This is a genomic window from Bacteroides faecium (assembly GCF_012113595.1).
Lineage (GTDB): Bacteria > Bacteroidota > Bacteroidia > Bacteroidales > Bacteroidaceae > Bacteroides > Bacteroides faecium.
Map to the genome: position 1 here is coordinate 4961320 of NZ_CP050831.1, position 14574 is coordinate 4975893.

Annotated in this window: 9 protein-coding genes; 3 read left to right on the plus strand and 6 right to left on the minus strand. The window is 39.8% G+C overall.

The window, feature by feature from the left end:
- Positions 1 to 11: 11 nt before the first annotated feature.
- From BacF7301_RS18340 to BacF7301_RS18365, 6 genes are read right to left on the minus strand one after another with little or no spacing between them, the layout of a single operon-like run.
- Entirely contained in the window at positions 12 to 2354 is a 2343-nt protein-coding gene (locus BacF7301_RS18340) for an ABC transporter permease (RefSeq protein WP_167965065.1), read from the minus strand.
- Positions 2355 to 2370: 16 nt separating this feature from the next.
- A complete protein-coding gene (locus BacF7301_RS18345) occupies positions 2371 to 3045 on the minus strand; it encodes an ABC transporter ATP-binding protein (RefSeq protein WP_167965067.1) in 675 nt (224 codons plus the stop codon).
- A 27-nt stretch (positions 3046 to 3072) separates the two neighbouring features.
- Positions 3073 to 5469, minus strand: coding sequence for an ABC transporter permease (locus tag BacF7301_RS18350; RefSeq protein ID WP_167965069.1), 2397 nt, complete (start codon positions 5467 to 5469; stop codon positions 3073 to 3075).
- 13 nt (positions 5470 to 5482) lie between these two features.
- The gene (locus tag BacF7301_RS18355) at positions 5483 to 7861 is read right to left on the minus strand and encodes an ABC transporter permease (RefSeq protein ID WP_167965071.1); all 2379 of its coding nucleotides are present in this window, start codon (positions 7859 to 7861) and stop codon (positions 5483 to 5485) included.
- Positions 7862 to 7887: 26 nt separating this feature from the next.
- The gene (locus tag BacF7301_RS18360; protein WP_167965073.1) at positions 7888 to 9138 is read right to left on the minus strand and encodes an efflux RND transporter periplasmic adaptor subunit; all 1251 of its coding nucleotides are present in this window, start codon (positions 9136 to 9138) and stop codon (positions 7888 to 7890) included.
- A 51-nt stretch (positions 9139 to 9189) separates the two neighbouring features.
- Entirely contained in the window at positions 9190 to 10662 is a 1473-nt protein-coding gene (locus BacF7301_RS18365; RefSeq protein WP_167965075.1) for a TolC family protein, read from the minus strand.
- A 206-nt stretch (positions 10663 to 10868) separates the two neighbouring features.
- Here BacF7301_RS18365 and BacF7301_RS18370 point away from each other — a divergent pair, with 206 nt between their 5' ends.
- The 3 genes from BacF7301_RS18370 to BacF7301_RS18380 all read left to right on the plus strand — a co-directional run bounded on the left by BacF7301_RS18370 (position 10869) and on the right by BacF7301_RS18380 (position 14527).
- Positions 10869 to 12245 (plus strand): sigma-54-dependent transcriptional regulator, encoded by a 1377-nt coding sequence (locus BacF7301_RS18370; RefSeq protein WP_167965077.1) that lies wholly within the window; start codon positions 10869 to 10871, stop codon positions 12243 to 12245.
- A complete protein-coding gene (locus BacF7301_RS18375; protein ID WP_167965079.1) occupies positions 12242 to 13519 on the plus strand; it encodes a sensor histidine kinase in 1278 nt (425 codons plus the stop codon). The genes BacF7301_RS18370 and BacF7301_RS18375 overlap by 4 nt, the downstream gene beginning before the upstream one ends.
- A gap of 120 nt (positions 13520 to 13639) precedes the next feature.
- Positions 13640 to 14527, plus strand: coding sequence for a Fic family protein (locus BacF7301_RS18380; RefSeq protein ID WP_167965081.1), 888 nt, complete (start codon positions 13640 to 13642; stop codon positions 14525 to 14527).
- The last annotated feature ends 47 nt before the right edge of the window (positions 14528 to 14574 follow it).

The window sequence follows — 14574 nt, forward strand, 5'->3', positions numbered from 1 at the left end:
AAATAATATTCTTACTCGCTTTTGATTACTTCCGCCGGATTCTGCCGGGCAGCTTTCCATACCCGACAACCTATACATAGCAGAATAAAAAGTCCTGTAACTCCAAATACGGCTACATATATCCATACCTCAATAGACGTCTGCCTTACATACTGAGCAATCCACTGTTTCATTAAAACATAGCCGACAGGAAACGCTATTATAACTGCTAGCACCAACAAAAATAAATATTCACGGAAAAACAGTTGAAGAATATGATATACCTGTGCCCCGTTGACTCTACGTATGGCAATCTCCTTACGGCGTTGTTCACAAGATAATGTTACCAAGGAAAATATCCCAAACAAGGAAATCAAGATACAAACGAATGATACGAAACTCAACAACTTCATTAAAGCATTCTCCGAACGGAGATATTTATCATATTCTTCTTCCTCATTAAACAATCGTAAATAGGCATTCGGAAAATCTTCTTTATGCATGGCCTCAATCGCTTTCCGGCATTCGTTCCAGGAACCTTCCTCATATTTAAACAAAATACTGGCACGAAACAGCAGATAATCTTGCGCTTGAGGTTGTTGGAAAGCGATACATCCCGGAACACTTGTAGGCGGTTGATAACAGAAATTCCGGACAACTCCTACCACTCTATATGAATGAAGATTTTTGCCATCCTTCTCATATCCCAAAGTCTTTCCTACTCCTTGGTTCCAACCAAATATCCGAAGTGTATTTTCATCAATTACAATATCATTGGGAGCATTCTTTTCTGAGAGCAGTTCGCCTTCAATTAATTTCAAATCATAAAAATCAAAGAAATCCTTCATTGCAGGCATTATGCCAACAGTTATAGGTTCTTCTACTGCTTCAGGCATATCCTCCCAATGGTTCATTTCCGCATACATCATTGGTCCGGTAGGGACAATCGGAAAATAACGGGGAGGCAGAACTTCGGTCACCATAGGTAAAGCTGCTATTTTACCGGCCCACTGTTTTATATCACCTCTCCATAATGCAACATTGGCAATATTATGACGTTCCATTCCTAAATCTGTATGCTTCAAGAAATAAAGCTGTTTCATTATAACCACTGTGCAGAATATAAAAATAAGACTGACTATCAATTGTATAACAATCCCGAACTTACGGAAAGCATACGGTCTGTTTACAGAAACCTTCCCTATAATAACGTCCTGTAATGTGCGATGGCGAAAATGATATAATGGTAGTTGAGCAAACAATAGAGATAAAGCTATCACAGCAAGCAGATATACTAAAATCTCTCCATAATAGGAACCGGGAGTTATTTGGGTGAAGTTCAGAAAACGAGGCATACATATTTCTATAAAGAATAATCCGGCTGCCAAAGCTATAAGTTGAACGATTAATAGCTCAACAGTCAACTGAACAAACAAGTCTTTATTACCCGCCCCATTCACTTTACGAAGTGCCATTTCACGTTTACGCATATATAACCGACTGATATAAAGAGTCAAATAATTAAATAACGAACAGATAATGACCAATCCACCGGCTAATGAAAAATATAAGATATAGCTAAAAGTAATCACGGTATCTTCCCGAGATACATAACCGGAATAACGTAAAGCCGATATCGGGGTCAATAATAGCTCTCCCAATTCATTTTCCTTCTCAATATCATTGATACGGAGAGCAGCAATTTTCTTCTGAAATTCTTCCCCGTTTATGCCCTTACGAATGCGAACAAATAAGTTTTCATTCGCACTCCCCCATTGTGTATAATGTCTGGCAGAAGTCAATATACTATATGGAATATTGGAATGAGAAGACCAGCCACTCACGATTGCTCCAACTTTAGAAGCACGTCCACTAACCTCTACCTCCCGGCCCAATGCTTCTTCCTCTCCAAATATCCTTTTAGAAAATTCTTCTGTTATAGCAATTTCCCCATTGGTTCCCTTCAAGAAATTCACTGTCCCCTTTAGTACTCGTATATTAAAAAAGTTCATGAAAACAGAATCTGCAGCAACCGACACAACTTCCTTTTCAGTATCCTTCACACGAAATTTAACTTTCTGTACGGAAGTAGAAGCCATTGCCTCTATTTCCGGATTACCTTTCTGTAAATAATCAGCTAAAGGATAAGGAGTAAAATTGGATATCTTACCAGATTCATGCGCATAATGTGCACGTACCAGACAGATACGTTCCGCACCTTCGTGAAAAGTATCATAAGTCATCTCATAACGAATCCACAAAGCAGACAATGCAAAGCATACAAAGCCTATTGCCAATCCTAAAATACTCACAATACTTTGTACCTTATATTTCGTCAGATTACGGAAAGCTACTTTCAGATAATGTTCAATCATGTTATTCTTTTTAGCATTACATACTAACTTCAGTCACCACCTGTCCGTCGAACAGATTAATGACACGATCAGCGTAACCGGCGTCATGTTGGGAGTGTGTTACCATCACAATCGTTGTCCCTTCCCTATTCAATTCGCTCAATAACCCCATTACTTCTTTACCATTCTTCGAGTCCAGATTACCGGTAGGCTCATCGGCAAGAATCAATTTGGGGTTGGCAACTACTGCACGGGCAATAGCGACACGCTGTTGCTGACCACCTGACAACTGTTGGGGGAAATGTTTGCTACGATGAGTGATAGCCATTCGTTCCATGGCAGTCTCCACTCTCTTCTTACGTTCAGAAGCCGAGATACCCATATAGAGCAGAGGTAATTCGATATTTTCATATACATTCAGTTCGTCTATCAGATTGAAACTCTGAAATACAAAACCAATGACTCCTTTACGAAGGTTTGTACGCTGCGACTCCGTGTACTTCGAAACTTCCATGCCATTCAGATAATACTCCCCTCCCGTTGGATTATCCAACAGTCCCAGAATATTAAGCAATGTTGACTTTCCACAGCCGGAAGGCCCCATAATAGCGACAAACTCACCTTGTTTCACTTCAATACTGACATTATTCAATGCCCAGGTTTCCACTTCTTCAGTTTTGAAAATCTTCTGTAAATTAATTGTCTTAATCATAATTGTATTATTTAATAATTATTGAATTTATTCATTCTTGATAGATTCCACCGGATTAACTCTGGCAATTTTCAAGATACGGAACCAAACCGTTAGTGCCGTTATCACAGCAACAGCCATAAAGATTCCCGACCAGAACCAGAATCCACAGTTAAAGAATACCGTATATATTTGCTTCCATAACTGTAACACTACATATACTAACGGAAAGGATAAAGCAGCCGTAATCACCAACAAAGTTATATACAAACGGGCAAACAACCAGATAATGTGCAACATTCCGGCTCCATTTACTTTGCGAATAGCCATTTCTTTCTGTCTGCGTTCCGTATCGAGGGTAATACTGGAATATACACCCAACAAGGTAATGATGATACTGACGATTGCGAAAAGCAGAATAATATCTTTCAGAATATACTCCATAGCCTGCATTTCATACAAGTCGTCCTGAAACGTACGAACCTTATACGATATATTCTCCGGAAGCATTTCACGGCGGATTCTCTCAATCCACTTTACAACCTCCTTTTGTTGTTCAGGATAGCATTTCACATAACAATGCCCAACATATCCAGAGGGATCATAGAGCATAAAAGCATAGCCGCCACTATGATTATGGACATCAGTCTGGAAAGGAGTACAAACCCCACATACGGTATAATCATTGTTTTGGTCATAAAAGTTCATTCCAATCACATTCTTCTTTTGTTTGTTTTGCCAAACCTTATCCATAACAAGGTCATTTTTTGTCCGGATAGTCCTACCTTCCTCTATTGGAATATTCATAAAAGCAAAGAAATTTAGCGGAACACACATAATATCAATATCAGTCCAGGAGTTGTCATTCCCTTTCTCGGTCATCAACAGGTTTCCGGACACTCCCTGCGTATAAGCAATATCTGATAATAAGATGTCTTTCACCCCTGCATGTTGCCGGAAACGTTCCACCATACTCAACTTCTCTTCATTTTTCATAAACGAATAATCCAGTGGAATACTGAGAATCGCTTCTTTTTCCTTTTGACTAAGCGTATGAAACAATGTTTTGGTTGTCTTCTCGGATTGTAAAAACAGTGCGACAGTGAATGATACAAATATCCAGCAGATAAAGAACTGGATTCCCAACATAAGGTTACGTCCCCACTGCTTACCTCGACGTTTGTTTGCTCCATGTACACCTGTTTGTATCGAAATCCTGCGAATACGGATGGATACAAAGAAACAAATTGCAGCACAAAGTAATATAAGAAGAATGATATATTGTAAAGCGTGTTTCAAAAGAATCTCGGGCGGAAAAGTCATCGTAATGCCCAACAGAGAAAAATCCATCCGATTGCCAATCAACTCTATTCCCCATATTACTAAAAAGGAAGATATAACCACGACAATCAATGATTGTACAAACAACAGGCAGAATTGTTGCTTCCAATTACACCCTGCCATTTTCATTATACTGTATTCTTTAGTGCGATTAAAAAAAGAACCGATAAGAAAGTGAAAGAAATTGACTAGTCCGACCAGCAATATCAACGCACCAACTATTCCTGTCGCCCATCCCAATACAAAAGCACCTTTCTTCTGTGCCCTGTCGCCAATATAACTAGCTACAACCGAATAAGGCTGATTATACATGGCATAACTATAATTGCGCTTTGAGAATTGTTGTTCCAATTCCGCTATGCTCGTATTGGGAGAAAGCAAGACATACGTTCTGGCTCCTGTCATATCGTGACGTTTTGTACTTTGGAAAAGCCCTTCACTATCATTCAGAGCCATTGCATCGATACGCGTCATAAAACTAAAACCATTGTTTAACGGAATATCTTTCATTACTGCCTGTACCGTATAAACAATACCTCCTGTCTTCGGAGTACTTTCGGGCGAAGTATGGAGTCGCTTCGCCAAAGTCAGATGCTTACCGATTGCCGTTTCTATTTTACCGAATATCTTTATGGCAGTAGACTCACTTAAAATAACTGCATTCGATGTCCGGCTTGCCGTCTTCCAATTTCCGGCTACTATTTGTGGAGTGAATACCTTATTGTATAAAGTATCTATTTCTATCGTTCCGAGTTCGTATGGCAATGATTTTCCCTCTGAAATTTCAATAAGGTAAGAACGTTCACGCAAATATGTCATACAAGAAATTGCTTCCACCTCTCCCATTGCCCATGTACGGAGTTCTTCGGATAAAGCCACTTGTGTACCGGAAAAATAGGTCCCCGTCTGGTCATCATAAAGGTTTAATTCTGCAATGCGGGTGTAATTACTGAAACAATGGTTGGTTGTTTCAACAAAACGGTTGCAATACATACATATGCAGAAACATAGCAATCCTACCGCAAGACCGATGATAGAGATTATATTTTGTGTCTTGTATTTCAGTAAATTGCGAAAGGCAACTGTCAAATAGTGTCGTATCATAGTATTATTATTTTTATTCTGTTTTCATTATTTTGGCCGGATCAATACGTGACGCCTTCTTTATCTGCCAGCACAGTGTGCCTAAAGAAATGCAACTCACTACAAGCAATGCTATCAAAAAGATATCTATACTTAACGGAGCTTTTATTACAAAGTCTTTAGTGTACTGATAAATCAAGTAGCAGGATAATGGAATAGATACGGCAAAAGCACTTCCCAATACAACCAAATATTTACATCCAAGCAGCAAGTACAAATCTTTCACCAATGCGCCGTTAACTTTACGAATCGCAATCTCCCGATAGCGCTGACGAATATCAAATAAGGAAATACCGAATAATCCGAGACAGATTATTATAATTCCAATACCTGCAAAAATAGCATATACCATAGCTATTTGCCGATCGTTTTTATAAAGCTCTGCCACATCGTCATCCAACAGGGAATATTTAAAGTCTTCCGTACCATATACTTTTCTCTGAATATCTTTCAGATAACCGATGACTGCCTGAGTTTTGCCTGGATAGCAAGCAATCTGATAGTAGTCTCCCTTTAACTGTTTATTCACGATAAACACCATAGGACGACTGCCCAATCCTACATGCCTATCATAATAATCTTCTATCACAGCATCAATAGGCTGTGCCTGCAAATCGGGTTTTATCTTTCTCATCTGCTCATTAATCAAAGTAGCCCCCTTGCAACTTGTATAACCTAAAGCAGCTAATGCGGCACGGTTGACAACTATAATTTCATTTCCATCCTCTTTATCAGCTTCCGATAAATCCCCTTCAACAAAACGAATTTCAAAGAGTTTGAAGAACTTGTCGGTAACATAACTCTGATTCAACGTAACCAATTCGCCTTTGGCATTTCGGAATCCTGCAGAATAATCAAATCCAAGAATAGAATAAAAACCGGTCGTCCAACTTTGAATATCCGGACAGTTATCTATCAATTGATCTATCGCTAAAACTCTTTCTTTACGCTGGTTTATAGTTTCAGGCGTATACGCAGAATAATCGTTCGATTCATATATCATATTTGCCTGAATTATATCTTTAGTGCGGAACCCCGGATCTGTTTGCAACATCAAATTGAATTGCTTATTAAAATAGATGGAAAGCAAGACCAATAAAAAGGTAACAATATATTGCACAAAGAGGAATATCATACGAAAACGAATAGAGCGTTTATCAGTACCCAATGTCTTGAGAGCAACAGCCGGCAAAGAGCGTTGGCATTTTATGTATGAATACAGGCTTACAGTCAAAGAAAGCAATATCAGAATAGAAATTGACAATATCCAATCGAATCCAGTATAGACTATCCGGCTATCCAACAAACGAGATACAAAAACGGATGTTACTTCAACAACAAACCATGCAAACACAATGGAAACGGCTATCAATAGAACGTTTTCTGTAAAAATCTGCATAAACAGCGTATTGCCACTGGCTCCGAAAACTTTTCGAAGGCTATAAGTCCTCCCTCGCTTCACCATTAATACAGAATAAAGATTAACAAAGTTGATAACCCCGGCAAACAGTATCAATAAACAAATTCCTCCAAGAATGAATAAGTGAGAACGATTTCCACTCGCCAGCATACTAGGCCCTGTCTGGTAAAGTAATGCTTGATCCCAATACATTTGACTGACAGGAATAAAAGAGAATGTGTACTTCCGGGCATCTCCGGAACGAGAATCCTGATTTATAAATCGGGGATAACTCCCTATCTGGTTGGCTTGCTCCGCTGCTTTCTCTGAAGTAAACTGAATAAACTCCAAAGGCATCCGTCCCCAGTCTGTCGAAAAAGCATGGGAAAGTACCATGTCGAAATTGAATGTTTGTTTATTTACCGGCTTTTTCAATACACCTGTCACTTTGATATCTTTACCGTTGGAAAAACGTAATATCTTACCTATCGGATTTTCTTTGCCAAAGAGTTTTTTTGAGAAATCCTCCATTAATAATACTGATTCCGGAGCTTCCAAAGAAATCTCTCCCTGTAATACCCGATAAGGAAAAAGTCTGAAATAAGCACTATCGGCTATCAAGGCGTGCACAGGGAAACGGTTTGTCTGATAATTTACATAGTCATTCTCAAGCAATATTACACTCGAACGTGTCAGTATAACATTGTCATCTATATAAGTACTATCACGTTTTCCTATTTCTGCCTTACTCAACACTCGGTTTCCATCAAACGACACTTGAACTCCATAAACTTGATTACGGTCTATACAATGCGTATCTACAGTGGTTTCACGATAAATATAACGGGACAAGATAATACAACAGGCAAGACTAAGAGTCAGTCCAAGCAAATTGATAGCCGTATATGATTTAGCACGTAATAAAAAGCGTACTGCATATTTAAGTGTTTTCATGCCTTATATCTGTTTGAATTTCTATTTTAGTTCAATATCAATTCTTCCGCATCGCCAAAGGTATCATATCCCGTCGTAATTACCCAATCTCCGGGCTGCAAACCTTCTGTAATTTCATACTGCTGCGGATTTTGGCGACCGATAGATAAAGGAACGCGAACAGCTTTTGTCTTCGTGGAATTCACTTTATAAATCCATTGTCCTCCCGTAGCCTGATAGAAATTACCGCGGGGGATAATAAGCGCCTGTTCCGGTTGTCCCAATTCTATCTGTACACGAAAGCTCTTGCCTACTCTTACATTATCAGGCATATTACCTGTAAAAACAAGATCGACATCAAACATACGGTCTTTCACTTCGGGCACAACTTTCGTTATTTTCAACGGATATTTCTTTCCCTGATAATTGATAGTAGCAGGCAATCCGGTGGTAATCCGGTCAATATAATATTCACTGAGCGAAGTATGGATCTTATATTGGTCAAGCACCTTTATTTCAGCAATACTTTCACCGGAAGAGACTTGTTGCCCGGGAGTAACCTTTACAAAGCTAAGCTGTCCTTTTATCGGAGCTGTTACCACCAAATTATTCAAGCGTTCATGAGCACGTTCATATTTCTTCCGTTCCCTTTCCCGGTCGTTACGAATCAACTCTTTACGAATCATTGTTACAGCAGAGTCATGTCGCAAACTCTCCTGTTGCAAAGCTGCATTCTTCTGTTTGTAATTATACTCATCTTCAGCTACTTGTAGTTGAGCTTTGCTTTTTACTCCCATCTGATACTCTTCACGGTCAAGGGCAATGCTTTTTTTCAAACGCTCAAGCTCATAATTATTCGTCAAGGCCTGTTGTTTCAGATTCAGACTCTTTTGTTCCATTTCAATCTCCTGCTCCTGATAAGTAATCATTTGCTTTTCCCATTCGTCACGCTGGTCTTCTATGTTACGAAGCAAGTCCGGATTGGAAAGAACAAGAATCGTATCCCCTTGCTGAAGCAGACTGCCTTCTTCCCCCACTATCTTTTCCACACTTCCCGTTTCGCGGGTATTGACCTTAATAGTCAATATAGGTTGAACCAATCCTTCCACATCTACATATTCCATAAAGTCAGCATCCATCACTTCCGCTATCTGAATATTCTCGACATCAACACGTAGTTTGCTGGGACCTAGTGAAAGAATGATTACATACATCAGAAAGGAGAGAAACAAAAGTCCTCCTATCAGATAATATCTATAACGAATGTACCACGGTTTCTTTTCTAATTTTATATCCATGAGGTTATATAGTTTTTATATTCATATCAATCATAAGAAAGTCATTCTATCCTATTCGACGAGAAGATTATAGTCTTCCGTCAGTAGTTTATTTCTCTCAAAATCATAAAGTGTCATACTACGAAGTGTGTAATACAAGCTCCAATAGTTATATAAAGCCGATACGTAATTACGGCGTGCGCTATCTTTTTCTGAAATAGAAGCGTTTAAATCAAGAATGGTGGATTTTCCCAATATATAAAGTTTACGGGCAACTTCATTCCTCCGTTGTGCGGTTTCATCTGTACGGGCAGCGATGCGGACACGTTGCGTTTGCAGATTAAACTGTTTCACCAGTTTGCGGACATTCAGTTCAAAATCCGTCCTGCTTTGTTCCACCTGCGTATAGACCAGATCACGGTTAGAACGGGCTACCCGTACCTGCCCTTTTCCCCGTCCCCAATCTAAAATCGGCAGGGAGATGCTTAAACTTACATATTGCTGGTCTAAAAGGTTTCGATAAGCTTCCGGCAATTTGTCCGCTGTCTGTGTCAGTCCGAAACGGAGATAAATATCCGCCTTCAAACCGGCATTGGCACGGGCTCTCGCAACAGCGCTTTCACTTTCCAGCTTTCGTCGTTTCATCGTCTGTATGTCAGGACTGTTCTCATATGCCAATGCCAGCGCCTCATTCAGATTAATGCTGAAATCCGGCACCCGGGGACTGACACGTACACGAATCTCCCTGTCTTCCTGAATACCCAGGTACGAACGAAGCTCCTGCATACAATTATCCATCTCAATACGGGCATTCATACGGTTCGTTTCTTCCGTCAAACGATTAAGCTCCAATTGCAACATCTCATTTTCTGTTATTGTACCTATATTATAGCGTCCTTGGGCATAATGATAAAGTGTATCTGCATTCGCATAATTAAACGACGCTATGTCATAATTGCTTTGGGCGGTAGCTAAAGCAAAGAATTTATTAATCGCGTTAGCAGAAACAAGTTCCAATGTCTCCACATAACTTTTCTTCGCCTCCTGATAACGTACAGGTTCTATCCGCTTATCCCACTTCAGATTATTGTAGCCGAAAAGTGACTGGCGATAACCTATCATGATTGGTGAAGTCTGCCATGAATATTTATGTTCGCTGAACAAGTCCATGCGTTGGGCGGATGTTTCAAGAAACAATGAACCGCCTGTCCAAGATACATTTTGTGAAAGATTCAAGGTCAGGTCAGTATTCAATAAGTTCTGCTCGACAAACTTAACCGAACCGTCACCCATTGTTATCTTATTTATGGCACGGTTCAAGTTAGGATCGGATGTCAAACTCAAAGTCGGTAAATAGTTGGCGCGATAATATTTATAATTCCAATAAGCAGAACGAAAACTATGACGTGCCGTTTGCGCGTCGGGAGATTCCAAACGCGCTATTTTCACGGTTTGTTCCAGTGACAGCTCCATTGTCTGATTTTGAGCAGACAATAATTCCGCCGACAGGATTCCAATGCTTATACAGATTATTTTCAGGTTCATTCTTCGTTTTATTTATTATTTATTATTCAAAACCTGTGCCATTTACGTAAAGCACTATATTCCAAACAGATATATATAATCCTCTTTTGTTATCAGCGTGCAAATACGCACAAAATTAGTGCGCAATCGCACATACAACACATGATTATTATCTATATCTTTGCCGATGTAATAAAGGAAAGCAATAAATCTAATCAGCAAAAGAGATGGAAGAAGCAAGCAAATTGGGAAAAATACTCATAGTAGACGATAACGAAGATGTCCTTTTCGCTCTAAACCTTTTATTGGAACCTTATGCGGAGAAAATAAAGGTAGCCACCACCCCTGACCGCATCGAACATTTCATGACCACCTTTCAACCCGATCTTATCTTATTGGATATGAATTTTAGCCGTGACGCTATTAGTGGGCAGGAAGGATTTGAGAGTTTGGAGCAAATACTGCAACTCGACCCGCAGGCTATTGTTATCTTTATGACCGCCTATGCAGACACAAACAAAGCAGTGCGGGCTATCAAGGCCGGCGCAACAGATTTTATCCCCAAGCCGTGGGAAAAAGAAAAACTACTGGCCACACTCACTTCCGGAATGCGACTGCGCCAGTCACAGCGGGAAGTGAACATCTTAAAAGAGCAAGTAGAAGTACTTAGCGGTCAAAGCACTTCGGAAGGAGACATCATCGGAGAATCTCCTGCTATGCAGGAAGTTTTCACTACAATAAATAAACTAAGTTGTACGGATGCCAATATTCTGATTTTAGGGGAAAACGGAACAGGAAAAGATGTGATTGCCCACTTCTTATATCGCTGCTCCCCCCGGTACGGCAAACCTTTTGTCACCATTGACTTGGGAAGTATCCCCGAACAATTGTTCGAAAGCGAACTGTTCGGATTTGAAAAAGGGGCCTTCACCGATGCAAAAAAATCAAAAGCCGGACGAATGGAAGTTGCTACCAACGGAACTCTGTTTTTGGATGAAATCGGCAATCTTTCACTTCCCATGCAATCGAAGTTATTGACTGCTATCGAAAAGCGACAAATCAACCGTTTAGGCAGTACACAAGCCGTCCCTATTGACGTCCGCCTGATTTGCGCCACAAATGCGGATATTCGCCAATTAGTGGATGAAGGAAACTTCCGGCAGGATTTGCTCTATCGTATCAATACTATCGAGATACATATTCCACCACTCCGTGAACGTGGAAATGATATTATTCTACTAGCTGAATATTTCCTGCAACGGTATGCACGTAAATACAAAAAGGATATGCGCGGTCTGACCCGGGAAGCCAAAAATAAACTATTAAAGTATGCCTGGCCCGGAAATGTGCGTGAATTGCAGCATACAATAGAACGCGCTGTGATATTAGGAGACGGCTCTTTATTAAAACCTGAAAACTTTCTTTTCCATGCTGCTCCCAAACAAAGGAAGGAAGAAGAAACCACATTAAATTTGGAACAACTGGAACGCCAAACCATTGAGAAAGCAATGAAACTTAGTGAGGGAAATATTTCTCGTGCCGCCGAATATCTGGGCATAACCCGTTTTGCCCTATATCGTAAACTTGAAAAACTAGGCTTATGAAACGATTTGCAATCAGAGTGATCTTACACATCTTATTTATAATGCTGCTTTCTATCGGAAGCTGTCTGCTGTTTCAAAAACAGTTATGGTTCAGCACCACTATCTGCATCCTACTGTTGATAACTATCGGTGTACACCTCTATCGTATGCAGTTTAAACAAATTAATTTGTTACGACGGCTGACAGACGGACTACGATATAATGACATGATGCAAACCTTCCACCCACCTTTCAAAAATAAAATAATGAATGAGTGGGCAAAAGAGCTTTCGGAAAGCCTGAAAGACTTCCGGGGAAAACTGCTGGCAGAGGAAATCAAGCACCAATATTACGAAAACTTATTGAACAAGGTAGACACAGCCGTACTTGTTGCCGACAGAGCCGGACATATAGAATGGATGAATCAGGCAGCCATCACCCATTTAGGGCAAATCTCACAATTACCGGAAGCATTACTGAACGCTTCTGCGACTAATGATATTCCCATTATCCGTATCGAACAAAATAGCACTGTCCTGGAAATGGCTATTTCTTGCACCAAGTTTGCGGCACAAGGAAAAGAACAACAAATAATCAGCTTGAAAAACATCCATTCCGTACTGGAACGAAATGAAATGGAAGCCTGGCAAAAACTGATACGTGTACTGACTCATGAAATCATGAATTCCATCACACCGATTATTTCTCTATCCGAAACACTCAGCGAGAGAGGAATACCCAAACAGCTTGGAGAAAAAGAATACTCCATTATCCTGCAAGCCATGCAAACTATTCACAGAAGAAGCAAAGGATTATTAGAATTTGTAGAAAACTACCGTCGCCTGACACGAATACCAGCTCCTGTCCGCACCAAAGTTTCTATCGCAGAACTGTGTATGGACTTGAAAAAGTTATTCCCGGAAGAATACATTCATTTTGAAATCCCTTCATCAGAAATGAACCTCTATATAGACCGGGCACAAATAGAACAAGTCCTCATTAATTTACTGAAAAATGCCCGCGAGGCATGTGGAAAGCAATCAGATAAATACATTCAAGTAGAAATAGCCATTTCCCCTGCCGGCAATAAGATTCTGACAGTATCCGACAATGGAGAAGGTATTCTACCGGATGTTCTGGATAAGATATTTGTACCTTTCTTTACTACTAAAACAACAGGTTCGGGTATCGGACTCAGCTTATGCAAGCAGATTATGACTTTACATGAAGGAAGTATCAATGTAAAATCAGAATTAGGCAAAGGAAGTAGATTCATTCTCACCTTTCCTAAATAATGGTTATTGGAATTTTATAGCTGTTATCAAAGGCATTTACGTGTATTTTTTGCCGATATCGGCAAAAAGTGCTATCTTTGAACCATAAATAGGTCTAAAACTTGCCGATAGATTGGTTGTATGAAGTATATTTCTGTCAGTGAATTTGCCGCAAAATACGGCGTTTCGGAACGCACAGTGCGTAATTACTGTGCTGTCGGGAAAATTAAAGATGCATTCTTAACGGGGAAAACATGGAACATTCCCCAAGATGCCAAGTTGCCTGCTCGTAAGAAGTCACAAGCAAAGATTATGCCTTTACTTGCTATATTACGTGAGCAGAAAGAAATGAAATTAAAGGGTGGTATCTATCATAAAACACAAATTGACCTCACCTACAATTCAAATCATATCGAGGGTAGTCGCCTAACACACGACCAAACTCGTTATATCTTCGAGACAAACACTATCGGAGTGTCAGACGAAAGTATTAACATAGATGATATTATTGAGACTACAAACCATTTTCATTGTATCGACCTTATTATTGAACGCACAGAAGAGAAATTGTCTGAAGCGTTTATCAAAGAACTGCATTATATTTTAAAATCAGGAACCTCAGATAGTCGTAAAGATTGGTTTGCTGTCGGAGATTATAAACGTCTGCCGAATGAAGTTGGCGGTATAGACACAACACTCCCGGAGCATGTACACAAAGAGATGAAGGCTTTACTGAAAGAATACAACGCCAAGAAACTAAAATCATTTGATGATATCCTCGACCTTCACCACCGTTTTGAGTTGATTCATCCATTTCAGGACGGTAACGGGCGTGTGGGACGTCTCGTAATATTTAAAGAGTGTTTAGCGAATAATCATGTACCGTTTATTATCACCGATGAACTGAAAATGTTTTACTACCGCGGTTTGCAGCAATGGGAGCATATCAGAGAGTATTTGCGAGATACTTGCCTGACTGCACAAGATCACTACAAGTCCATACTTGATAAATACAGGATTAAATATTAGTGAGTCTATTATCAATGAACCTAAACTTGTTCAAAGATATTTCAAAG